The sequence below is a fragment of the Cloacibacterium normanense genome (assembly GCF_002943105.1).
Taxonomy (GTDB): Bacteria; Bacteroidota; Bacteroidia; order Flavobacteriales; family Weeksellaceae; genus Cloacibacterium.
In genome coordinates this window covers 71611-95127 of record NZ_PTPZ01000003.1, presented here as the reverse complement: position 1 = coordinate 95127, position 23517 = coordinate 71611, and the positions used below count along the sequence as shown (strand labels likewise).

Sequence of the window (23517 nt, the reverse complement as noted above, 5' to 3'; positions counted from 1 at the left end):
CAATTAAATAAAAAAAGTATGAAAACTTTATGGATTAAAGCCGCTGTTCTTTCAACTGTATTAACAAGCACAGCATTTTATGCGCAAGAATCTGATATGAGAGATTATCTTGCACCAGAAAAAACTACAAGAAACGTATTCGAAGACCCTAAAGTAGAAGCTCCTGAATACAATGGAGTAAAAGTAAGCATTGGTGGTGATTTCGCATTACAATTCCAATCTCTAGACCACAGCACAAAAGGAACTACCGCTGCTCCTCTTGTAACTATGGGATCTGACTTTAACTTACCAACTGCTAACTTAGACGTTAATGCTTATTTAGCTAAAGGTGTTAAAATGCACTTAAGAACTTATCTTTCTGCAAGACACCACAACGAAGCTTGGGTAAAAGGTGGTTACATTCAAATTGATAACTTAGATTTCATTTCTGAAGGATTCTTAAGTGGTCTTATGAAAAATACTAGAGTTAAAATCGGTATGGATGAATTAAACTACGGTGATTCTCACTTCAGAAGAACTGATAACGCTGAAGCGATTAACAACCCATTCGTAGAAAATAACATTATGGACTCTTTCACCACTCAAGCTTTCGGTGAAGTTTACTACTACTCTAATGGATTTATGGGTATGGTAGGTTTATCTAACGGTAAATTAAACCAAACTGCTGTAAAAGGAACTAACGATAACGCTCCTTCTATCTATGCAAAACTTGCTTATGACAAACAACTTAGCGAAGATTTAAGATTCAGACTTTCTGGTTCAGTAATCAAAACTAACGGTCTAAATACAAACGGTAAATTATTCGCAGACGACAGAGGTGGTTCTAGATACTACTACGTATTATTAACTACTGCTGATGCAATGGGAACTTCTAATCAATCAACTGGTAGATTTAACCCTGGTTTCCAAGAATTAACTGCTTTCCAAATTAACCCATTCGTTAAATATCAAGGTTTAGAATTCTTCGGTACTTACGAACATGTTTCTGGTAACAAAATTGTAAACGCGACTACTAAGAGAGATTCTGATGGTTCTTACAACCAAATAGTAGCTGAATTACTTTACAGATTCGGTGGAAAAGAACAATTCTATGTAGGTACAAAATATAACACTGTAAGTGGTAAAGATTATGACAGTGCTGCTGAAAGAAAAATCGATCGTTTCAACTTAGCTGGTGGTTGGTTCATGACTAAAAACATTATGGCTAAATTAGAATACGTAAACCAAACTTACGATAAGAGTGCAGCTTGGGGTACAACTTCAGCACTTTATGGAGGTAAATTCAATGGTGTAGTTTTCGAAGCTACAATTGGATTCTAATCTAAAATCGAAATATTGAAGAAAGAAAGGGGGCATCTATTGCCCCTTTTTTAATGATAAAAATCAAAAATTTCACACTATAATTTTTCGTAATTTTATAGTATAAAAACAACTTAAAAATTATAAAAATGAAAACGCTATCTACAGTGCTTAAAACAGCGGTTTTGTTATTATCTCTCAACGTATCAGCACAAGAAAAAACTTCTTTCGTAAGCATTAATGGCACTACCAATGTCAATACTTTTAAATGTGTAAATAACAGTTTCCATCAGCTTGTTCCATTATCACTTAACCATTCTAGTGATAACAAATTTGCAGAAACTTCTATCAATCTTATCGTAAAAGATTTCGATTGTAAAAACAGAATCATGACGAATGACTTCAGAGATATTATTCACGCAGAAAAATATCCTTTCCTAAACATCACTTTTTTATCTTTAGACAAAAAAGATCACAATACTTACAAAGCTTTTGTACAAGTAAAAATGATGAATAAAGTCAAAAAATATTTTGTAGACCTCACGCTTAAAGATTCTGTTTTGGTTGGAAACAAAACCCTTCGTTTTAGCGAGTTTGACATTGTTCCACCTAAGAAATTTGGCGGAATGGTAAGTGTAAAAGACGACTTAAACTTAGCGGTAAGTCTGAAAGTGAAACCCTAAATATTAATTTTTCTTAACATAAATGCATGAAAATGATTTATTTGTTAATTTTAGAATACACAAATCATTTTCATTATGCACAAAAAACAAACACCACAGAAAAAATTTAAAGTAAGAATTAAATTTCCGCCAAAAAGAATTCAGAAAAATTATAAGAATTGATTTTTTGACTGAGAAACGCTCTCTTCAAAAAATCAATTTTCTTTTATAAACGATTCTAAAATATTGGATTTAATGCTGATAATGCTGAAATATTCCTTTATCAGAAGCCGTCCAAAATGCTGCTTTTTGCCCCGAAATTTTCAGAGCTTCATTCGTCCAAGTATTGCAGGTAAATAAGAAACTATAACTGCCTTTTGCTTCATAAAAGGAATCATTTTTACCGTACACCGCTTTCGTTTTGATGTTGATGTAATTTCCTTCAGCATTTTTATCCATAGCATCATCTATAAACTTAATCAACCTTTGATATTGCGCTGAAGTCATCTCTAATTTCTTACAATCCTCTCCTAGTTTCATTTCTTTATAAAAAGTAGTATGAATCGCACTATTTCCCAACCAAAAAGCTGCTTTGAAAGCCGTAGAAAATTTTAAATCTGCCCAAGTTGGCGTATCCAGATAAAATCCTTTATCTCCCCAACCAATTGCGATGTATCTCAAAGTAGAATCTTTGGCAACCGTATCTTCGTAAGGAAATTTCTGACTCCAGTCTATTTCTTTTGACTTCACTGGGAAAACCAAATCGGTATGAACTCCATTGGTCAAAATATATGCTTCTACATTTTTGGGTTCATTGGTTTTTTCCGCAGGAATTTCTATAAAAGGCAATAAATAAGCACACAGTAAATATATAGCCACCAATCCAATAATAGAAACAACGGTTTTCAATAAAATTTTAAAGAATTTCTTCATGATCTTTTTTTCTCAAAGATAAAGGTAAGCGAAAAATTAAAATTGTAAATGCTCCGAAAAAGCTTTGTAAAATATCAATTCTAATTTTACAAAACTCACAAAGAATGATCATTCAATAAGTTAATATTACGCATCAATCCAGAAAACTTAGTTCTTTTGACCGCAGATTTTTTAAAAATTTCAGAAAAGAGTTCTTGAGTAAGTTCCTTCCATTCGTTTTTTCTAAAATTCAATTTCTGGAAATTAGGTGCAAATTTCTCTTGTAATGTAGGTGCAGAAAATCGGTTCCACGGACAAACGTCTTGGCAAACATCACAGCCAAACATCCAATCATCCATTTTTCCGTTAAAATAATCTGGAATTTCGTTTTTCAATTCAATCGTAGCATAAGAAATACACTTGCTTCCATCTACAATTCTATCCGAAACAATGGCTTGAGTGGGACAAGCATCTATACACGCTCTACAACTCCCACAATGATCTGTTACCGCCAAATCATACTCTAGCTCTAAATCACAAATAATTTCGGCTAAAAAATAGAAAGAACCGTGCTTTTTGGTAATGAGATTCGCATTTTTTCCTACCCAACCTAAACCAGATTTTCTAGCCCAAGCTTTTTCTAAAACAGGAGCAGAATCTACAAAAACCCTGAAACCAAACTCACCAATTTCTTCCTGCAGTTCAGTCACCATTTCTTTTAAAATATCTTTAATGACTTCATGATAATCTTCTCCGTAAGCATATTTAGAAATTTTGAAATTATTGATTTCATCTATTTTTACTTTAGGAAAATAATTATAAGAAAGCGAAATGACAGATTTTGCACCATCTACCAAAAGTGTAGGATTCAACCTTTTGTCGAAATGATTTTCCATGTATTTCATTTCGCCGTGATAGCCTTTATTAAGCCAAGTTTCAAGACGCGGCGCTTCTTCTTCTAGAAAATCTGCTTTAGAAATTCCACAAGATTGAAACCCGAATTTTTCGGCTTTTTGCTTAATCAGTTGAGAATAATTCATTAATTTTTAACGCAAAGGCGCAAATATATTTTTTTTATTTTTACGTTTTTTAAGACGCAAAGTTTTAACAAACTTCGTTTGTTTTATTTTGGAAAATCAATGATTTTCTAGTGACTTAAAAAGATTTTATTTTTATAAATTCTTCTATCGACTTTGCGATTTTATTCAATGATTTTGGTATAATTTTTAGTCTGTAACATAAATTACAGTGCGAAGTTAAGTTTTTTTCTATTTTTGCCCTGTAAAATGAATGAATAATAATTAAAAAAATAAAAATGACTTTTGAAGAAATTTTAAATTCAGGTGAATATCACTTAATCGACGTAAGACAACCAGAAGAATTACAGATGGACGGCGCAATAGAAGGCGCTGTAAATATACCTTTAGCAACTGTTCCTTTAAGATTAGACGAAATCAAGGAAATGAAAGGCCCAAAAATCATTTTCTGTAGAAGTGGAGGGAGAAGCGGACAAGCTTGCCAATTTCTAGCTCAGAATGGCTTAGAGAACATCTATAACGGCGGCGGTTTTATGCAATTACATGCTGCATTAGAGCATTATAAAAAATAATAAATCAGAGTTTTCATATTTTTTTGTACAACCAGCGCTCCCAAATTGGGAGCGCTGGTTTTGTTTTGACGAACGCTTTTAGGGTTTAAAACCCTGAAAGCGTTTTTTTTGTTTCTACCAAAATTTTAAAATTTAGAAAAATCCGCCTCCTCAAACTCTTTTAATAATTTTTGAAAAACTTGTTCTACCGTTAAAATCTCATCTATTAAAGCAGAAGATTGTCCAATTTCCAATTCGCCTTCTTCTAAATCTCCTTCGAACATTCCACGTTTTGCTCTTCGCTTCCCGAGTTTGTCCTGCAAAGCTTCAATATCTTTTCCTTCTTTGTAAATTTCTTCCAGTTCATAGAAAAATTTATTCTTTACGAGACGAACTGGCGCCAATTCTTTTAAAGTCAATTGCGTATCTCCTTCCTGAGTTTCTACAATTTTTTGCTTCCAATTTTCATGAGCGCTTGCTTCTACGGTTGCGGCAAATCTAGAACCAATTTGAACTCCATCAGCTCCCAAAATCATCGCAGCTTTCATTTGGCTTCCTACCGCAATTCCTCCTGCTGCAATCAGTGGAATTTCTATATTTCTACGAACATTCGGAATGAGAGAAAGTGTAGTAGTTTCTTCTCTTCCGTTATGTCCACCCGCTTCAAATCCTTCTGCTACAACTGCGTCTACTCCTGCTTCTTGGCATTTTTTTGCAAATTTTACAGAAGATACTACATGCGCAACTTTTCTTCCTTCTTTTTTTAGAATTTCAGTATACGTTTTCGGATTTCCAGCCGATGTAAAAACAATAGGGACTTTTTCTTCTAAAATTATCTGGATAATCTCTTCAATATTAGGATACAACATCGGAACATTTACGCCAAAAGGTTTATCAGTAGCGAGTTTACATTTCTGAATATGCTCTCTCAAAACATCTGGATACATGCTTCCTGCGCCAATTAAACCCAATCCACCAGCATTAGAAACCGCAGCAGCCAATTTGTAGCCAGAATGCCAAATCATACCTCCTTGAATGATGGGATATTTAATATTAAAAAGTTGAGTAATTCTGTTCATGAAATTTTTTGTTTAAAGATAAGATTTTTAAAAATTAATTATGTTCTTTTCCTTGATGAAAAGAACCCAAAATCAAGACTTCACTTTCTTCGGCTAAAATTAAAAATAAAATCCTAAAATCCCTGAAACTCTCTCGTCATACTGACGAGCTCAAACAGCAGGAATTTTTAACGGATTTTATTTTCAATTTCTTTACGCCTTCGAAACTGAGGTCATTTAAAAAAATCTTCGATTTTTATTGTTAAAATATAAATCCATTTAAAATAAAAAATCCCGAAAAGTTTCGGGATTTGTATTGTGGGAAATTTTTAAAATTATTTTACGATTGCCGCTTTGTTCCAGTCGGTTTTGAACTGACAATCTTTGTAACGGTTGTCTAATGAGATAAATGTATCTGCTAGATTTTCTTTTACCCATTTTTCTAAAACTTCATTTTTCTTTTTGTTTAGGGCAAAACTTTTAATTCTTTCGAAATCTGTAGCAATATCTAGAGAATGTTCAGGAATTATGTCATTCACTTTCATTAATACTACCGCTTTTTTCTGATTGAGTTCATCCATGAAAACTTCTGTTAAATCTCCTTTATTTACCCCTGCAATTTGATAAGCAACAGTTGCTGGAAGATTAATTTTTTCTTGTCTGTCTGAACCGTCTTCTGCTGGAATTACCCCTGCATTAAACTTGGTGTTTTTATCATCAGAATGTTTGTAAGCAGCATCTTTAAAAATAGTTTTTCCTTCAAGGATATCTTTTCTAATTTGTTCCATTTCTGCTTTTGCAGTGGCAATTTCTTCAGCATTTGGCTCTGCTTTTAAAAGAATATGTCTTGCATCGTACAATTTACCAGATTTTTTCACCAATTGAATGATATGGAAACCAAATTCAGATTCTACAGGATCAGAAATTTCTCCTTCTTGAAGATTAAGCGCAGTAGCTTCGAAAACCTTCACCATTTTCCCTCTTCCGATGTTGGTATACAAACCACCATTTGCAGCTGAACCTGGGTCATCAGAATAGATTCTCGCTTTATTTTCAAAAGTTTCTCCGTTTAAGATATCTTGTTTGATTTTTTTAAGTTTATCGATGATTTCTTGCTTGTGCGCATCTGTAAGTTTAGGAAACATTACAATTTTAGAAAGCACTACCTCATCTTTTACTTGCGGCAATTGGTATTTGAAAGCGTTATAAAAATCAGTTACTTCATTAGGCGTGATATTTACTTTATCGGTGATTAGCGCATATTTAGCTTGACCATAATAGTTATCAACATCCATTTTCTCAATCACGTTTTTCATTTCGTAAGAAGAACGGAATTTATAAGCATCTAACATGGCTCTTTCTGATGGGAACTGAGATAAAATCTGATTGTATTTATCCCCAGCTTGTGCTCTAATCGCAGCAGTTCTGTCCTGAATAAGAGTATCTTTTTTTGCTTTATAAATTAAAAGTTTATTGCTCAAAATCTGCTCCATAAATTCGCATTTATTGGTTTGTGCAGCACCTTGTTGAATAGCGTAATTTTGTTGTTCTAAAATATCAGATTCTAATACGATTTCGTCTCCTACCACTGCAGAAATTCCATCTACTAAATCTCCTTTTTTCACTTGTGCATTTGCATTAAAAGAAATGAGCGTTACCAAAAAACTCAATGCAAATAAATATTTCATGTTTTTAATCATTGTTAAATTTTTAACTGATTTGCAAAATTATGATTCTCTGCGAGATTTCCTATAATTTTTATTATAATTATTTCTTAAAATTCTTCTCAAGTTCAGCATTAAAACTTGGTTCTATTACAATTTTTGTTTTCTGGCGTTGTTCTGCAATCGTTTTTGCTAAAATATCTTCTCTTACATCTGCTCTTAATTCTTCCATGGCTTCTTCTTTGGTCATCGGTGAACTCGGTAAAATTCCATCAATAGCGATGATGAGCAATCTCTCTCCCAGTTTCACTTTTTGAATCCCTTTTTCGAAAGGAACTTTATTCACTTGGAAAACTTCTGCATTTTCAGACATTTCACCTTTTTCGAAATGCACCATGAGTTGCTGTTTATCATTCAGCTTTCCGTAATATTTTTTATTGAGAGCGTCCCAGTTTTTAGCATCTTTAATTTCTTTGGTGATGTCTTTTTCTATGCTTAAATCGGTTAAAATCGCCACTCTTGCATCGGCTCTTTTTTCCCAAATATACTTTTGTTGATTTTTTTTGAAATAATCATCCAATAATTCTGGCTTGTTGGTGAGTTCCTTTTCAATCCACTCACTAAAAAGAAAATCTGCCAATAAGTTTTGTTGAGTTTTTAACAATTGCTCTTTAATTTCAGGTTTCTTTACAAAATCTCTAGAATAAACGGCAAAAACATCATTTCCTCTTTTAGAATCTAGGAAAGCAGACCATTGTTCTTTCGTTAATTTATCTGCATTTTTAAAATTTTCAGACAACAGCGTTTTCAAATCACCAAAAGTGAAAACATCTTTATTGAATTGATACAAAACCGCTTTATCATTTTTAAAAGCTAAATAATCCTGATATGATATCTTAATTTTTTTGAAATCTGGGAATTCTTTGTAATCTGTAGATTTAACCAAAGATTCTATCAATTTATTGTACGCTACATCAGCAAAAGGCGAATCCATCATGTCTCTAATGAACATAGGATTGTATTTTTCTGAACTTTGATAAGGAATCACCGAATACAAATTGAACACAAAATATTTTTCGCCTATTAAAATAGGTTCGGTGTATTCTCCTTGTTTTTTATTTTTGAAAGCTTCATAAACTACATCTGGCAAAACCGGAGAACCCATTACTACACCTGCATTTTTCTTTTCGGTTTCGGTAGAGCCATATAATTGTGCTACTTCCTCGAATTTTTTTCCAGATTTCAGCGCTTCAAAAATTTGAGATTTCATTTTTTCTGATTCCTCATTTTTAGGATAAGAAATCATTCCAAAAATAATATAACCTAATGAAGGTCTTCTGTCTACCAACTTCGCAAAAGCCGCAACTGTAGCGCTATTCACCAATTGAGTAAACTGACCAGGCTGCAAAAGTTCTAGTTGCTTGTTCAGTTCTACATCTATATTGCCAGATTTTACAAAAAATGGCTCTGGTTTCTGTTTAGTGTAATCTATAATCGCTTTTTCTAAGGTAATTTTACCCGATTTTACGTCATTATAAATTTGGTTGTAATCATTTTTATCGTCAGCTGTTTTTTCTACATAGAAAACCTGAATTTTCTTTTCAATCAAGTTGGATGAAAAATACTGTTGAAGCGAAGACTGCATGATTTCTTTAGGATAAAAACGCTCTTCTCTAAGTTCTTGCTCTTTTTCGGCCATTGTTTTCTTGAAATAGCCTAAAGTATCTGCTCTTTTTTCTAAAGCAAAATTCTGGAGTAGCTTGAAATCTACATACGTTTTCACGGTATTTTCTATGCCAGAATTTTCTAAACCATATTTATTTTCGGTTTTGAATTTATCTACAGAAATACTATCTTTTCCTATAATAAGATACTGTGATTGATAGCTTACAAAAGCTAAAAAGAGGACTAAACTTAAAGTTTTTTTCATGTTTTCTTCAATTTTCATTTGCTTTTGGAAATCCTAACGTTCATCTTTCCAAAAATTCACAGCCTCAAAGCTAAAAAAAATCCCTTTCAAATAAAATTTAAAAGGGAGTTAATTATTTCTTAAAGTTTCACTTCGAAAGTGGTGAGTTCTTTAAATTGTTTTATTCTGCCAATCATTTCGGCTTCGGTAACTTCTTCTAAACGCTGAGTTCCGAATTTTTCTACCGTGAAACTTGCCATTGCAGAACCTACAATTAATGCAGATTTCATTTCTTCAAAAGTAAATTCTTGTTTTTTAGTCAAATACGCTGCAAAACCACCTGCGAAAGTATCTCCAGCTCCAGTTGGATCAAAAACTTCTTCTAATGGCAATGCTGGAATTGCGAAGATTTTACCATCATTAAATAACAATGCTCCGTGTTCTCCTTTTTTGATAATCACGAATTCTGGTCCCATATCGTGGATTTTTTGTGCAGCTTTTACCAGAGAATATTCTCCTGAAAGTTGACGCGCTTCTTCATCATTAATCGTAATAACGTCTGTTTTAGCAATTACCTCCAATAATAAATCCCAAGTAAGATCCATCCAGAAGTTCATGGTATCTAAAATCACCAATTGTGGACGTTTTTCCATTCTATCTAACACGGCTAATTGCACAGCAGGATGCAGATTTCCTAAAAGTAAAACTTCGGCATCTTTTGCAGATTCTGGAATTTTCGGGTCGAAATTTTCTAGAACATTCAGTTCTGTAGCTAAAGTATCTCTAGAATTAAGGTCATTATGGTATTTCCCACTCCAGAAAAATGTTTTCCCGTCCTTAATCATTTCTACTCCATCGATATTGATTCCTTTAGAAGTCATCATATCCAAGTAATGCTGTGGAAAATCTCCACCAATTACAGAAACCAAACTCACGTCTGTTTTCATTACAGAAGCGGCTAAACCTATGTAAGTAGCTGCTCCTCCTAAAATTTTATCAGTTTTACCAAAAGGCGTTTCTATGGCATCAAATGCTACAGTTCCTACTGCTAATAATTTCATATGTAGATATTATTTATTGTTTTTTATATATTATTTTTTTCTCTCCCATTCTCCAACTCTCCCACTCAAACTACTTCCACTGGAAAGTATCAATCATGTGCAGCAAGTCTTTTTTAATATAATCTACTGCTGGTGCGAGTGAATCTGGTTTTGGTCTTGTATTAAAATATAAATTTGCGGTTACAAAATGTCTGGTGCTATCTGTGATAAAAATCTGAATATTAGAAGCACTTTCTCCTTTTAATTCATACACATTTCCATAAACTTTTTTCTCTGGATAAGAAAAAGACTTGGTTTCGATAGCTGAAGCTTTAATGGTATGTCCATAAACCATTTTTTCTACTTCTTTTACGTGCGCATCAAAATCATTTTTCACCGGAAAATACGTAATGAAAACATTGGCTTTCATTTTGGGATAACGCAAATTATACCAACATGCTTGTTTAGCATCTGCTATTGCTGCAAAATCTGAATATTCAAAAGTATAAGCACATGGATTAGTAAACGCTTGATAATGAGGCTGTGGATATTCTAGACGCAATTCACCTTTGGGTTTAGGTTTTGCTTCTTCACTACAAGCCAATGCAGAAAACGCTAACAAAATGACTGCTAATTTTTTAAACATTCTGCAAAAGTAAGAATTTTTTGTGGAAGAATTTTCTCGAAAATCAAGTTTAAAGATTTAATTTTCAAACGTTTTCTTCAAATAATTTTCTAAAGGTTTCGGAAAAGACTTCTGATGAGAATTTTCGTAATCTGTAATCTGCAATTGATGCTTCTGAGCGTAGTTTTCAAAAACTTTTTCATCCTGCAAAATCACCTTAGAAATACTGATTTTAAGATTTTTGTGCGTAAGTTTATGATGCACTGTATTTTCCTCTACTATATCACCATACAATTCCTGAGAAATACTTTCGGGAAAATCATATAATTTCTTCCAAATAAAGGAATCATCTCGCTGTTTGATGAGGAATTTATCCTCATACATTATATAATAATAGTGTAATTTTAAATCTACCGCTTTTACTTTTTTAGATTTCACAGGGAAATCCAGCACTTTTCCTGTTTCGTAGGCCAAACAATTTTCCTGAATAGGACAGATTTCACATTGTGGATTTTTAGGCTTACAGATTTCTGAACCCAAATCCATAATCGCTTGGTTAAAGTTCCCCGGATTTTCTTCAGGCATAATGAGTAAAGCCAATTCATAGAAATAAGCATACGCTTTTGGCGAGGAAACATCAAAATCATCCGCAAAAACTCTGCTCAACACTCGGTAGAAATTTCCATCAATGGCAGGAACTTTTTCCTCAAAACAAATGCTAGAAACCGCAGCTGCAGTATATTTTCCCACGCCTTTTAGTTTTAAAATTTCAGAAAAGGAGTCTGGAAACGCTCCTCCTAAATCTTCCATCACTTGTTGAGCTGCTTTGTGCAGATTAATCGCTCGGGAATAGTAGCCTAAACCTTTCCAATAGAGTAAAACTTCGTCTATTTCTGCACTGGATAATGATTCTACCGTAGGAAATCTTTCTACAAAATTCAGGTAATGATTCTTGCCTTGCTCTACTCTGGTCTGCTGTAAAACGATTTCGCAGACCCAAATGTGATAAGGACTTTTCGTTTTTCGCCAAGGTAAATCTCTCGCATTCAAATCATACCATTTCAAGAGTTTTAAACCAATGTTTAGAAAATCAGTATATTTGTTCTTCTTTTTCAAAAAATATTTTTTATATTTGCACACCAAAAATAAAAACAAAAAAGGAAATGACAAAGGCAGAATTGGTAAACACCATCTCAAGCAAATTAGGAATAGAAAAAAATGATACACAAAAAGTTATCGAAGCTTTTATGCAGGAGATCAGAACTTCTATGTATAATGGAGATAACGTATATTTAAGAGGTTTCGGTTCTTTTGTAATCAAAACCAGAGCAGCAAAAACAGGTAGAAATATTTCTAAAAATACAGCTATCAACATTCCTGCTCACAACATCCCAGCTTTTAAACCTTCTAAAACTTTCGTAGAAAAAGTTAAAACTAAGGTTGCTGTAAAATAATTTATAAATTAGGTTCAAAAAAAATTCAAATATTAACTTTTAAAAATTTCTAACTATGCCAAGCGGAAAGAAAAGAAAAAGACACAAGGTGGCTACCCACAAAAGAAAGAAAAGAAGAAGAGCAAACAGACATAAGAAAAAATAATCTTTTCTGTTTAGATACAATATAATATAGTTGGTGTTTTTATCTTTATAATGAGCACTAACTATATTTTTGTTTTAATTAAAAACTTTAAAAAGAAATTTTAGAAAATGAAGAAAGAATTAATAATCTCTTATGAAGATGATGCTTCTAAAATTGCCCTTATTGAAGACGGTAGATTATTCGAGCTCCACGAGATAAAGCAGAATACAGATTTTGTAGTAGGCGATATTTTTGTGGGAAAAATTAAAAAATTAGCTCCTAATCTCAATGCTGCTTTCGTAAATATAGGTTACGAGAAAGATGCTTTTTTGCATTATCAGGATCTCGGTCCACAGTATCTTACCTATCGCAAGTTTTTACAGGATACGGTATCCAAAAGACAACAAACTTCTTCGCTTAAAAACTTCCAAATTCAGCCAGAAATAGACAAGCACGGCACTGTAGACAAAGTGATGGCTGCTCAAGACGAAGTTTTATTGCAAATTACCAAGGAACCTATTTCTACTAAAGGGCCCAGAATTTCTACCCAGATTTCTTTAACCGGTAGATTTCTAGTACTTATCCCTTTTGATAATAAGGTTTCTATCTCTAAAAAAGTTAAAAGCGCCGAAGAAAAAGCAAGGCTCAAAACGCTTATAGAAAGTATAAAGCCTGAAGGTTTCGGTGTAATCATCAGAACTGTAGCAGAAGGAAAAAAAGTTGCAGAACTCCATAATGACATGAACCAATTGGTTGATAAATGGAACGTTTGCTTCAAAAATATCCAAAAAAATAAAACGCCTGCCAAAGTTCTTAGTGAAGAAGACAAAGCTTCGGCTATTTTGAGAGACAATTTCAATCAAGATTTCGTTTCTATCATTTGTGACGATGAACAAATGGTAAACGATATGAAAAATTACCTTGAAGTCATTGCTCCAGAACGCAAAAACATTGTACAATTTTATGATTCTCACATTCCACTTCTGGAATATTACAATGTAGAAAAACAGCTGAAACAATCTTTTGGGAAACACGTAAACATCCCAAGCTCTAAAGGTGCTTACCTCGTGATAGAACACACAGAAGCGCTGCACGTAGTAGACGTGAACTCGGGGAACAACATTTCTTCTGGCACTGCCAATAAAGAACACGCCCTAAACGTGAACAAAATGGCTGCTACAGAAATTGCAAGACAACTCAGACTGCGAGATATGGGAGGAATTATTGTGGTAGATTTTATAGACATGCCCAATCCTGACCACAGAAAAGACCTCTACGAACACTTGCGCGAAGAAATGAAACGCGACAAAGCAAAGCACAAAATCCTACCGCCTAGTAAATTTGGTTTGATACAAATCACCAGACAACGTGTAAGACCAGAAAAACAAATAGACACCAAAGAAGAAAACCCGAACAAAGACGGCGAAATCTTGGCTCCTATTTTTGTGGTAGAACGCATGGAAGAAACCATCAAAGATTTCTTTACCAAAAACAAGGGCAAATTATACCTACACACGCATCCGTTTGTAGAAGCATATCTTACAAAAGGATTGATGAGCCAACAAATGAAATGGTTTATCAAGTACAAAAAATGGGTAACCATTATCCCAAGAGATTCTTTTAAATATCTGGAGTACAGACTCTATGATGCAGACAAAAAAGAACTCATCAGCTACTCTAATTAATGAGTAATCACAAATGAAATTTTCGGTGCTCTCCTTTAGGAGAGTTAGAGAGGAAGAAAATTTCTAAAAAATTATAAAATCGTTGCAGTAATGCAGCGATTTTTTTGTTTATAAACTGCTCACCATTAAAACATACGCAGGTTGCCCTCTTTTAGAGGGGTGTTTTAAATAGTTTACATGATTTTTAGCAAATTACGGTTTTCCGTAATTGCTATATTGAAATATTTTTTAATTTAGTGGGAAATTAATACCATGAAACATAATTGCACAAATTAAATGTTTTTCTACTTGATTTTATTTAGTAAACTATTACAATCAATTATTTGTAAAAATATTATTACGTGTATTTATGAGTTGGCGCTAATTTAATCTAAATCAGTCTAATTTAAAAATGATAAATTATAATGGAACAAAGTACTCTTAAATTTTTAAGGTTATTAATACCTGGAATCATAATAGTTATTATTAGTTATTGTTTTATTCAAATCATTACTGATAAAAAATTTGGTGATTTAGATTTCTCTGAATATTCAATTCCTCTTTTTGTAGCTTTGGTGTTTGGTGCACTTTATCAAACTTTCAATATTAGATTTTTAATAACAAACTATACACATAAACAAATTGACTTAAATATTAAAAGAAATATAATGAATTTATATGTTGGAAATTTAAGTGCTACTCAAACTCAATATTTATTTAAAAAAGATAGATTGAAAAATGTTTTCTATAAAATAATTGATAGCGATCCATCATTAAGCGCAAAAGGTAAAAATGTGTATTTCAATGGACTTTTATGGACTTCTTTTGCAGATACTTTTATAATTAGCATTTTAAGCTCTATTTTTATTCTAATTTTTACATTATTTAATTCAACAAATACAGATGATTTACGCACACTTTCTTTTTTCTTACTTTTAATTGCTCTTGCTTCAATTTGTTTTCATTTTGTTGCATTCTTAAATCATATCAAAATTTCTAATTCTCAAATTGAGTTTATCGAAACTAACCATATAATGGATGTAAAAAATATAATCGATAAAATTCTTTCTGAAAATAATGTATTGTAAAGAACTTAATTCAAATGTCATTGATAAAATAAAAGAAGAGTATTTGAAAGATAATACTCCTTGGTATATTGGCTATAGTGGAGGAAAAGATTCTTCTGCCGTTTTAAAGTTAACATTCAACGCAATGTTACAAGTTGAAAACCATCACAAAAAAATATATGTTTTATATTGTGATACTGGTATAGAAAACCCAATTGTAACAAATTATGTATATGAAACTTATGATAAGTTAAGAATTGAAAATGAATTAAAAAATTTGCCTTTCATATTTAAAATAATTAAACCAAAAATTGAAGATAGATTTTTTGTAAAAGTAATTGGAAGAGGTTATCCAACACCCACTAATATTTTTAGATGGTGCACAGATAAATTACGAATTAATCCAGTTAATGAATTTATAAAGGAAAAAGGAAAATCTACAATTCTATTAGGCATTAGAAAGACCGAAAGTGAACAAAGAGACAGAACCATATCAAAACACAATACAGAAAACGAATATTTTTTAAAGCAAAATAAAACTAAAAACAGATTAATATTTTCTCCTATTATAAACCATAGTTTGGAGGATGTTTGGATAACTATATTAAATTTAGACAGCCCTAAAAGCATAGATTTTAAAAAAATACGAGAAATTTACCAAGATGCTGAATCCGAATGTACTGCAATAAAATCAGAGAAAGACAAATCTTGTGGAAGTTCAAGATTTGGTTGTTGGACATGTACAGTAGTTCGGAAAGATAAATCCGTAAAAAATATGATATCAAATGGCTACAATGAATTAATTGAATTATATAATTTCAGAAATTGGATTTATGAATTTAGAGACAATCCAAATTTTAGATGTCAAAAGAGAAGAAATGGAATTGTAGGTTTAGGACCATTTACACTTGAAGCTCGAAAATTAATTCTTAAAAAATTAAAGAAAGTAGAAAAAAAATCAGGTTTTAAATTAATTGATAAAGAAGAACTAAATAAAATTTATGAATTATGGGATTTAGATATAAATAATCCGAAATATTTTGAAAAATAATCCCCAAACTCCCAGATTTTTAACCCGATCTCGCGGATTTATAATCCGTGAGTTTCACTTAACCAATACAAATAAGCATTTTTAAAGCATTCTTAATCAAAAAAACAGGTCAAAAATAACTTTTTTGAAAAAAAAATGAATACTATAAATCACTATTCAATATCTGAAGCCATAAAAGAGTTAAATAAAGTTGGCAATATAAATCTTGTCAAAAAACTGGAAAGAATATTGAAATATAACGAAATAAAAAAACCTGAGTTACATAACAAAAAAGACGACAAAACAACTAGCCATTATAAAGTAAATCTAACCTATGATGAATTAGAAACAATCAAAGATTTGTTTCTTGATTTAGAAGTTGCTAGTTTAACAATTGATGGAGAAGCTGGTGCCTATACAGAAAAATACGTTACTCTTTTAGATAATTGGTCTATCATATCTGATGATTCAGATTTATAATCCGTAAGTTTCAATAAAAAACCAAAACCTCTGCTTTCGCAGAGGTTTTTTCTTTATAAGAACTTCTACTCTAATTCGGGTTAAAGAGCAGTCAAGTTTGAGGTTTGTTCGTGGTTCCTTCGTGTTTCCTTCGAATCAGCCTCGAAAAAGTACCCTAAATCACGAACAAACCACGAACAAATGTAAAAGGAAACTCAACTCAGACCCTAACTTGACTCGAGCAAAATCTTATCAACATTTAACAATCCTTTAAAACAAGCTCTGCTAAAAATTCCCTATTTTTGAGCAATGCAAAATTCTTTAGAAATACTATTACAGCAGTTGCAAGACGCAGAGTTGGGCGGTTTTGATGCGCAAAAAGATTATGCGCCACCTTATCGTTCTTTGCTCACGCAAGAAGAAATTTTGGCCAAAAACCCTAAATACGCCGCCGTCAATATTTTACTCTATCCCAAAAACGGAGAATGGCACTTTCCGCTCATCCACAGAACGCACAATGAGAATGATAGACATTCTGGGCAGATTTCGCTTCCTGGTGGTAAAAAAGATGACACCGATGCAGACTTTGCAGAAACTGCCATCCGTGAAACCTGGGAAGAAATTGGCGTAACGATGTCTCAAATCAAAATCGTGAGAGAACTCTCTCCTATTTATATTCCGCCAAGTAATTTTTTCGTGTATGCTTTTCTGTCTTACACCGAAAATTGGCCAGATTTTAATCACCAACAAACAGAAGTTCAAGAAATTTTAGAAGTTCCGCTTTCCGTGATTCGAGATTTGCCAAAACCACCTCTAACCATGGAATTGCCACGAACCAATGGATATAAAGTTCCTTATTTTGATTTCCAAAACCACAAAATTTGGGGCGCCACTTCTATGATTTTGAGTGAATTGAACGAGTTGCTAAAAAATGTTTAAATTTGCAATCTGCATTTTGATGTTTAATTCATTATCAAAAAATTTTTAAACCACAAAAGCCACAAAAGAAAAGCTTGAAAATAAGTCTTTCAAAAGAAGAAAAAGTATTGTTTAATCTTTTTCATTTTAGGAAACTTTAAAACAAATATAGCTTTTGTCACTTTTTCGGTTAAAAATTAATAGCGCAGAAAAATCATTTGTGTTTAATAAAAATCGAGCTTAATAGCTGCTTGAAAATGGCGAAGAAAAGCATTTTTACAGATTCTTTCGGGAATATTTACTTTTTAAAGAGATTTATCATCTTCATCTTGGGAATGATTTCCTACAGAAGATTTAATGGGTTCAACAAGTTGAAAATTACAGGAACCGAGCATTTGGTAAACCTCCCGAAAAACAATGTGCTATTTGTATCTAATCACCAAACGTATTTTGCTGATGTAGCAGCAATGTACCACGTTTTCTGTGCCGTGAATAACGGATATATGAACACCATCAAAAATCCTGTTTACCTGCTGAATCCAAAAGTAGATTTCTACTACGTAGCTGCAGAAGAAACCATGAATAAAGGGATTTTGGCAAGAATTTTTAAATTGGCAGGAGCTGTTACCGTAAAAAGAACTTGGCGCGCCGAAGGAAAAAATGTAAACAGAATGGTAGATTTAAAAGAAGTAGAAAATATTCTGAAAGCGCTAGATAATGGTTGGGTAATTTCTTTTCCGCAAGGAACTACTTCTGCTTTTGCACAAGGTAGAAAAGGAACAGCTAAACTCGTTCAGCAACAACGTTCTATCGTTATTCCTATCAAAATCAATGGTTTCCGTAGAGCTTTTGACAAAAAAGGATTGAGAGTAAAAGTGACAGGTGTAGAACCTACCATGCAATTTAAAGCTCCATTAGATATAGATTACGACAACGAAAAGGCGGAAGATATTCTTTACAAAATTATGCACGCCATCGAGCAAACTCCTGAACATAACGTGCTTCACGATTATGACAAAGAATATCAGGAGCGCAAAAAACAAGAGAAAAAAGACGAGTAAAATTATTTTATTAAATTTTACTTGGCTCTTTTCACCTGGCTCTTTTTAATTTTAATTAAAACATGAACATTCATTTCATTGCGATTGGCGGTGCTGCAATGCACAATCTTGCCATAGCACTCAAAAATAAAGGTTACCAAATCACAGGTTCAGATGATGCTATTTTTGAACCTTCTCTTTCTCAATTGCAAAAAAACGGACTTCTTCCTGAAAGTTTAGGTTGGTTTCCTGAGAAAATTTCTGAAAATCTAGACGCAGTCATTCTAGGCATGCATGCCAAAAAAGAGAATCCAGAACTCTTGAAAGCTCAAGAACTGGGCATCAAAATCTATTCTTATCCAGAATTTCTATACGAACAGAGCAAAGAAAAAACCAGAGTGGTGATTGCAGGTTCTCACGGGAAAACTACCATTACTTCGATGGTTCTTCATGCGTTGCAATACCATCATTTCGACACAGATTTTATGGTAGGAGCACCGCTAGAAGGTTTTGATTGCATGGTAAACCTTTCTTCAGAGAATGATTTCATTATCTTAGAAGGAGATGAATATCTTTCTTCCCCGATAGATTCTCGTCCGAAATTCTTACATTATCACCCGAATATTGCTTTGATTTCTGGGATTTCTTGGGATCATATCAATGTTTTCAAAACGGAGAAAGAATATGTAGACGCTTTCAGAAATTTCATTAAAAATATTACTTCTGGTGGAATTCTAGTGTACAATGAAGAAGACGAAAACTTAGCAAAATTGGTAGATGAAGCGGAGAATTATTTCAGAAAAATGCCTTACAAAACGCCCAACTACGAAACCAAAAACGGAAAAACTTCCGTAGAGACAGAAATGGGGCAAATTCCGCTTAAAATTTTCGGAAAGCACAATTTACTGAATTTAGAAGGAGCAAGGCTTATTTGTAATCAATTGGGCATTCTAGACGAAGATTTCTACGAAGCCATGATGAGTTTCTCTGGCGCATCAAAACGTTTAGAAAAGGTAAAAAGAAATGATGATGTGATTTTGTACAGAGATTTTGCACACGCACCAAGCAAAGTAAAAGCATCTGTAGAAGCCTTTGCAGAACAATTTCCTGCCATGAAGAAAATAGGCGTTCTAGAACTTCACACCTACTCTTCTCTCAATCCAGCGTTTTTGCCTCAATACAAAAATACTTTAGCCCAACTTGATGAAGCGGTAGTTTTCTATGATTTGGAAGCTTTGAAAATTAAAAATATGACTCCCATTTCGCCTGAATTGATTAAAGAATCTTTCGGGAAGGAAAATTTACAGGTTTTTACCAATGCGGATGATTTGAAAAATTTTTGGCAAAATCTAGAAAAATCAAATGCTGCTTTCCTGATGATGAGCAGCGGAAATCTTGGCGGAATTTCCTTGACTTAAATAAAAATCAATCGTTCATCCTTTTGAAACGCAAAGGTTTTAAAACTTTAAAGTAAAAAAATAATCAAACAAAGATAAAATTCGCTAGCGAATTGGATTAAACCTACGTTTAAAAAACGAATTGATTCGTCAACCTTGCTCACTTAAACTTGCCAGAAAATCATTAAAAATTCTTTGCGTTTTACAAAAAGATTACACAAACTATGTACATCGCAATAGCAGATAAGTTTTCATCATTTTAAGTACTTTCTAGCAAAATATTTTCTCAAAAATTTCAGATTTTTTTTTCGCTAACTATTTCATATTCAAAATATTTTATTAATTTTAGAAACACACTAAAACCACATGAATATGAGAACTATAAAACACATTCTTGATAGAAAATCAAGAGAACTCGCCATCATCGAACCTGAAAAAACCGTTTTCGAAGCTTTAAAATTAATGGCAGACAAAAACATAGGCTCTGTTATTGTAATGGATGGAATACGATATCTCGGCATTCTTTCGGAGAGAAATTACGCACGCCAAGTTGTGCTCCTCAACAAAAGTTCTAAGGAACTTGCGGTAAGAGAAATTATGAGAACAGACCTCCCAAAACTTTCTAAAAATGACCCCATCGAAAAATGTATGGAAATCATGACTCAACTCAATGTGAGATATTTGCCTGTGGTAGAAAACGAAACACTCATCGGTCTCATTTCTGTAAAAGACCTTCTAGACGAAGTTTTATTGCACCAAAAAGACGTCATCGAAAATCTTACCCACTATATCAACACTTAAATTTTTCGACTGAACTAATACCATTTCTCCTCCCGAAATCCATCGGGAGTTTTTTATGGAGTGAGATTTCTAAATTTTATTATATTTGGGAAAATCAGAAAACCAGTAGAAATGAGATACACCACATTAGGAAAAATTCCGCAAAAAAGGCATACCATTTTTAAATCCGAGGAAGGGAATTTCTATTACGAACAGCTTTTTGGGACTGAAGGTTTTCACGGAATCTCTTCGTTACTGTATCATATTCACAGACCTACACAGATTAAATCTATTGGAACGCCAAAAGATGTTACTCCCAAAATTGCAGTAGACCGAAACATCACGCCGAGAATGTTTAAAGGTGTACAAGTCACTCCCGAAAATGATTATTTAGAAAGTAGAAAAGTTTTGTTGTTAAACAACGATTTAAAAATGGGCTTGGCAAAGCCAAAAAAATCTACTGATTATTTTTACAAAAATGCAGAATGTGACGAACTGCTTTTCGTACATGAAGGAAAAGGCACACTGAAAACCTTTGTAGGAAATTTAGATTTCGAAAAAGGAGATTACCTTATCATTCCAAGAGGAACGATTTATCAAGTAGAGTTAGAAACTACAGAAAATGTATTGTTCTTTTTAGAAGCACACTCCCCGATTTATACGCCAAAAAGATACAGAAATGAGTTCGGGCAATTACTGGAACATTCCCCTTTTTGCGAAAGAGATATTATCGCTCCCACTTTTGTAGAACCCAAAGACGAAAAAGGAGAATTTCTCATTAAAGTAAAAAAAGAAAACCTGATTTGGGATTTTTTTTACGCTACACATCCTTTTGATGTGGTAGGTTGGGACGGTTATTTCTATCCTTATAAATTTAACATCAAAAATTTTGAACCGATTACTGGAAGAGTGCATTTACCACCACCGATTCATCAGAATTTTGAAGCGCATAATTTTGTGATTTGTTCTTTTGTGGCGAGAATGTACGATTATCATCCTCAAGCGATTCCTGCACCTTATAACCACTCGAATATAGATTCAGACGAGGTTCTTTTCTATACTGAAGGAGATTTTATGAGCAGAAATCATATTGACTTAATGGATTTTACGCTTCATCCTGGCGGAATTGTCCACGGACCTCATCCTGGCGCAATGGAAAGAAGCATTGGCAAAAAATTCACCGAAGAATATGCGGTAATGGTAGATCCTTTCAGACCACTGAAAATTACAGAAGAAGCGATGAAAGTGGAAGATAAATCCTACGCTACCAGTTGGTTAGACACCGAAGAAAATTATTTACACGACAGAAGTCAAGAGTAAAATCCCGAATAAACATTTAAAAATTTTATGGGTTAAAAATTCCTATTTTTATGCACTTTAGCACAAAAACAGGTCAATATTATCAAAAAACCAGAACTTTATTTGATAAATCTCATCTTGTACATTCTTCATAATAATGTAACTTTGGGAAACAGAGAAAATTGAAAAGTTTAGAAACATAAAAACGATTATATTATGTATAATTACGTCACGGCAGAAGAAGCCTTATCACTTGTCCAGAGCAACCAAAGAATATTTTTTCACGGGAGTGCTTGTACTCCTAATTATTTGATTTCGGAATTAGCAAAACAAGCCCATAGATTAAGAGATGTAGAGGTGGTTTCCATCACCGTTCAAGGTGAAGTAGAAATCGCAAAACCAGAATATAGAGACAGTTTTTACATCAACTCTCTTTTTGTTTCGGCACCAGTAAGAGAAGCGGTAAACAGTGACAGAGGAGATTTTGTTCCCGTTTTTTTGAGTGAAATTCCTATTTTATTTAAAAACAATATTCTTCCGTTAGATGTAGCTATTATTCAGGTTTCACCACCAGATCAGCACGGCTATTGTTCCCTGGGAACTTCTGTAGACGTAGCGAGAAGTGCCGTAGATTCTGCAAAATATGTGATTGCACAAGTAAATCCTAAAATGCCAAGAACGCTAGGAGATTCTATGCTTCATGTAAAAAGAATTGATAAAATGGTGTGGCATGAAACCGATTTATTAACGGTAGATTACGCTGCGAAAGTTTCTGATGATGAAAGAACCATCGGAAAATACATTGCCGAAATGGTAGAAGATAAATCTACGCTTCAAATGGGAATTGGTACCATTCCAGATGCGGTTCTAAGTTCACTTCACAATCACAAAGATTTAGGCGTACACACGGAAATGATTAGTGATGGAATTATAGATTTAGTTGCGAATGACGTAGTAAACAATAAATATAAAGGAACGCATCTCAACAAAACCATTACTGCATTTTGTTTTGGAACAAAAAAATTATACGATTTTATCGACAATAATCCTTCTTTTCAGTTTATGGATGTAACTCATGTAAACAATCCATCTATCATTAGAAGAAACAAAAAATTAGTAGCCATCAATTCTGCTATAGAAGTAGATTTAACAGGTCAAGTTTGTGCAGATTCTATTGGCACTTATCAATATTCAGGAATTGGCGGACAAATGGATTTTATTCGTGGGGCTGCACTTTCTGAAGGTGGAAAACCTATTATTGCCCTTACTTCTAGAACCAAAAAAGGAGTTCCTAGAATTGTTCCTTACTTAAAAGAAGGAGCTGGTGTAGTAACAACTAGAGGTCATATTCACTATGTGGTAACAGAATATGGAGTAGCTTATCTTTACGGAAAAAACATGAGACAGCGCGCAAAACTTCTCATAGACATTGCCCATCCTGATGACAGAGAAATGCTAGACAAATTCTGCTTCGAACGATTTAAATCACACGCATTGTAAACTATTAAAACCTATCAAAAAGATAGGT

General features: G+C 33.1%; 22 protein-coding genes. 14 read left to right on the top strand and 8 right to left on the bottom strand.

Annotated features, from left to right (window positions below):
* The first annotated feature begins 18 nt into the window (after positions 1 to 18).
* Positions 19 to 1320, top strand: coding sequence for a hypothetical protein (locus C3729_RS05905; protein WP_104793313.1), 1302 nt, complete (start codon positions 19 to 21; stop codon positions 1318 to 1320).
* A gap of 128 nt (positions 1321 to 1448) precedes the next feature.
* Entirely contained in the window at positions 1449 to 1982 is a 534-nt protein-coding gene (locus C3729_RS05900; RefSeq protein WP_104793312.1) for a hypothetical protein, read from the top strand.
* 231 nt (positions 1983 to 2213) lie between these two features.
* On the opposite strand, the gene C3729_RS05895 is transcribed toward C3729_RS05900, so the two are convergent.
* Together C3729_RS05895 and queG are read right to left on the bottom strand one after the other, a co-directional pair.
* On the bottom strand, positions 2214 to 2894 hold the full coding sequence (locus C3729_RS05895) for a TIGR02117 family protein (protein ID WP_104793311.1): 681 nt from the start codon (positions 2892 to 2894) through the stop codon (positions 2214 to 2216).
* A 95-nt stretch (positions 2895 to 2989) separates the two neighbouring features.
* The gene (gene queG, locus C3729_RS05890) at positions 2990 to 3913 is read right to left on the bottom strand and encodes a tRNA epoxyqueuosine(34) reductase QueG (protein ID WP_104793310.1); all 924 of its coding nucleotides are present in this window, start codon (positions 3911 to 3913) and stop codon (positions 2990 to 2992) included.
* A 275-nt stretch (positions 3914 to 4188) separates the two neighbouring features.
* Between queG and C3729_RS05885 the strand changes: the two genes are divergently transcribed.
* Positions 4189 to 4482: a rhodanese-like domain-containing protein gene (locus tag C3729_RS05885; protein WP_104793309.1), complete on the top strand. Its 294-nt coding sequence runs from the start codon at positions 4189 to 4191 to the stop codon at positions 4480 to 4482.
* A 125-nt stretch (positions 4483 to 4607) separates the two neighbouring features.
* Here C3729_RS05885 and C3729_RS05880 read toward each other — a convergent pair whose 3' ends face one another.
* The 6 genes from C3729_RS05880 to mutY all read right to left on the bottom strand — a co-directional run bounded on the left by C3729_RS05880 (position 4608) and on the right by mutY (position 11873).
* A complete protein-coding gene (locus tag C3729_RS05880; protein WP_069797133.1) occupies positions 4608 to 5540 on the bottom strand; it encodes an NAD(P)H-dependent flavin oxidoreductase in 933 nt (310 codons plus the stop codon).
* 314 nt (positions 5541 to 5854) lie between these two features.
* A complete protein-coding gene (locus tag C3729_RS05875) occupies positions 5855 to 7207 on the bottom strand; it encodes a peptidylprolyl isomerase (protein WP_260204480.1) in 1353 nt (450 codons plus the stop codon).
* A gap of 79 nt (positions 7208 to 7286) precedes the next feature.
* Complete coding sequence (locus C3729_RS05870; RefSeq protein ID WP_104793307.1) at positions 7287 to 9131, bottom strand: peptidylprolyl isomerase; 1845 nt, start codon at positions 9129 to 9131, stop codon at positions 7287 to 7289.
* Between the two features lie 101 nt (positions 9132 to 9232).
* A complete protein-coding gene (locus C3729_RS05865; RefSeq protein WP_104793306.1) occupies positions 9233 to 10153 on the bottom strand; it encodes a PfkB family carbohydrate kinase in 921 nt (306 codons plus the stop codon).
* A 70-nt stretch (positions 10154 to 10223) separates the two neighbouring features.
* Complete coding sequence (gldD, locus tag C3729_RS05860; protein WP_104793305.1) at positions 10224 to 10778, bottom strand: gliding motility lipoprotein GldD; 555 nt, start codon at positions 10776 to 10778, stop codon at positions 10224 to 10226.
* A 57-nt stretch (positions 10779 to 10835) separates the two neighbouring features.
* Positions 10836 to 11873 carry an A/G-specific adenine glycosylase gene (gene mutY, locus C3729_RS05855; protein WP_104793615.1) on the bottom strand — a complete coding sequence of 346 codons (1038 nt, stop codon included), beginning with the start codon at positions 11871 to 11873 and terminating at the stop codon, positions 10836 to 10838.
* A gap of 47 nt (positions 11874 to 11920) precedes the next feature.
* Here mutY and C3729_RS05850 point away from each other — a divergent pair, with 47 nt between their 5' ends.
* The 11 genes from C3729_RS05850 (at position 11921) to C3729_RS05800 (ending at position 23489) form a co-directional block, all read left to right on the top strand.
* Positions 11921 to 12211: an HU family DNA-binding protein gene (locus tag C3729_RS05850; protein WP_069797137.1), complete on the top strand. Its 291-nt coding sequence runs from the start codon at positions 11921 to 11923 to the stop codon at positions 12209 to 12211.
* A gap of 252 nt (positions 12212 to 12463) precedes the next feature.
* On the top strand, positions 12464 to 14020 hold the full coding sequence (locus C3729_RS05845; RefSeq protein ID WP_104793304.1) for a ribonuclease E/G: 1557 nt from the start codon (positions 12464 to 12466) through the stop codon (positions 14018 to 14020).
* Positions 14021 to 14424: 404 nt separating this feature from the next.
* Positions 14425 to 15087, top strand: coding sequence for a hypothetical protein (locus tag C3729_RS05840; RefSeq protein ID WP_104793303.1), 663 nt, complete (start codon positions 14425 to 14427; stop codon positions 15085 to 15087).
* Positions 15077 to 16117, top strand: coding sequence for a DNA phosphorothioation system sulfurtransferase DndC (dndC, locus tag C3729_RS05835; RefSeq protein WP_104793302.1), 1041 nt, complete (start codon positions 15077 to 15079; stop codon positions 16115 to 16117). Before C3729_RS05840 ends, dndC begins: the two co-directional genes overlap by 11 nt.
* Positions 16118 to 16252: 135 nt before the next feature.
* Positions 16253 to 16576, top strand: coding sequence for a hypothetical protein (locus C3729_RS05830; RefSeq protein WP_104793301.1), 324 nt, complete (start codon positions 16253 to 16255; stop codon positions 16574 to 16576).
* A 288-nt stretch (positions 16577 to 16864) separates the two neighbouring features.
* A complete protein-coding gene (locus C3729_RS05825) occupies positions 16865 to 17494 on the top strand; it encodes an NUDIX hydrolase (protein WP_104793300.1) in 630 nt (209 codons plus the stop codon).
* A gap of 236 nt (positions 17495 to 17730) precedes the next feature.
* Entirely contained in the window at positions 17731 to 18534 is an 804-nt protein-coding gene (locus C3729_RS05820; RefSeq protein WP_104793299.1) for a lysophospholipid acyltransferase family protein, read from the top strand.
* 62 nt (positions 18535 to 18596) lie between these two features.
* The gene (locus tag C3729_RS05815; protein ID WP_104793298.1) at positions 18597 to 19931 is read left to right on the top strand and encodes a UDP-N-acetylmuramate--L-alanine ligase; all 1335 of its coding nucleotides are present in this window, start codon (positions 18597 to 18599) and stop codon (positions 19929 to 19931) included.
* Between the two features lie 351 nt (positions 19932 to 20282).
* Complete coding sequence (locus C3729_RS05810) at positions 20283 to 20711, top strand: CBS domain-containing protein (RefSeq protein WP_165785730.1); 429 nt, start codon at positions 20283 to 20285, stop codon at positions 20709 to 20711.
* 111 nt (positions 20712 to 20822) lie between these two features.
* Entirely contained in the window at positions 20823 to 22010 is a 1188-nt protein-coding gene (locus tag C3729_RS05805) for a homogentisate 1,2-dioxygenase (protein WP_104793614.1), read from the top strand.
* Between the two features lie 195 nt (positions 22011 to 22205).
* A complete protein-coding gene (locus tag C3729_RS05800) occupies positions 22206 to 23489 on the top strand; it encodes an acetyl-CoA hydrolase/transferase family protein (RefSeq protein WP_104793296.1) in 1284 nt (427 codons plus the stop codon).
* Positions 23490 to 23517: the final 28 nt, after the last annotated feature.

Bases quoted from the DNA above. Each gene is read 5' to 3' on its own strand.
- C3729_RS05850 (WP_069797137.1), top strand. From the start codon at position 11,921: ATGACAAAGGCAGAATTGGTAAACACCATCTCAAGCAAATTAGGAATA.
- gldD (WP_104793305.1), bottom strand. From the start codon at position 10,778: ATGTTTAAAAAATTAGCAGTCATTTTGTTAGCGTTTTCTGCATTGGCT.
- C3729_RS05900 (WP_104793312.1), top strand. From the start codon at position 1,449: ATGAAAACGCTATCTACAGTGCTTAAAACAGCGGTTTTGTTATTATCT.
- C3729_RS05875 (WP_260204480.1), bottom strand. From the start codon at position 7,207: ATGAAATATTTATTTGCATTGAGTTTTTTGGTAACGCTCATTTCTTTT.
- C3729_RS05820 (WP_104793299.1), top strand. From the start codon at position 17,731: ATGGCGAAGAAAAGCATTTTTACAGATTCTTTCGGGAATATTTACTTT.
- C3729_RS05905 (WP_104793313.1), top strand. From the start codon at position 19: ATGAAAACTTTATGGATTAAAGCCGCTGTTCTTTCAACTGTATTAACA.
- C3729_RS05830 (WP_104793301.1), top strand. From the start codon at position 16,253: ATGAATACTATAAATCACTATTCAATATCTGAAGCCATAAAAGAGTTA.
- C3729_RS05845 (WP_104793304.1), top strand. From the start codon at position 12,464: ATGAAGAAAGAATTAATAATCTCTTATGAAGATGATGCTTCTAAAATT.
- C3729_RS05895 (WP_104793311.1), bottom strand. From the start codon at position 2,894: ATGAAGAAATTCTTTAAAATTTTATTGAAAACCGTTGTTTCTATTATT.
- C3729_RS05885 (WP_104793309.1), top strand. From the start codon at position 4,189: ATGACTTTTGAAGAAATTTTAAATTCAGGTGAATATCACTTAATCGAC.
- C3729_RS05825 (WP_104793300.1), top strand. From the start codon at position 16,865: ATGCAAAATTCTTTAGAAATACTATTACAGCAGTTGCAAGACGCAGAG.
- C3729_RS05810 (WP_165785730.1), top strand. From the start codon at position 20,283: ATGAGAACTATAAAACACATTCTTGATAGAAAATCAAGAGAACTCGCC.
- C3729_RS05840 (WP_104793303.1), top strand. From the start codon at position 14,425: ATGGAACAAAGTACTCTTAAATTTTTAAGGTTATTAATACCTGGAATC.
- C3729_RS05800 (WP_104793296.1), top strand. From the start codon at position 22,206: ATGTATAATTACGTCACGGCAGAAGAAGCCTTATCACTTGTCCAGAGC.
- C3729_RS05805 (WP_104793614.1), top strand. From the start codon at position 20,823: ATGAGATACACCACATTAGGAAAAATTCCGCAAAAAAGGCATACCATT.
- C3729_RS05865 (WP_104793306.1), bottom strand. From the start codon at position 10,153: ATGAAATTATTAGCAGTAGGAACTGTAGCATTTGATGCCATAGAAACG.
- C3729_RS05880 (WP_069797133.1), bottom strand. From the start codon at position 5,540: ATGAACAGAATTACTCAACTTTTTAATATTAAATATCCCATCATTCAA.
- C3729_RS05815 (WP_104793298.1), top strand. From the start codon at position 18,597: ATGAACATTCATTTCATTGCGATTGGCGGTGCTGCAATGCACAATCTT.
- dndC (WP_104793302.1), top strand. From the start codon at position 15,077: ATGTATTGTAAAGAACTTAATTCAAATGTCATTGATAAAATAAAAGAA.
- C3729_RS05870 (WP_104793307.1), bottom strand. From the start codon at position 9,131: ATGAAAATTGAAGAAAACATGAAAAAAACTTTAAGTTTAGTCCTCTTT.
- queG (WP_104793310.1), bottom strand. From the start codon at position 3,913: ATGAATTATTCTCAACTGATTAAGCAAAAAGCCGAAAAATTCGGGTTT.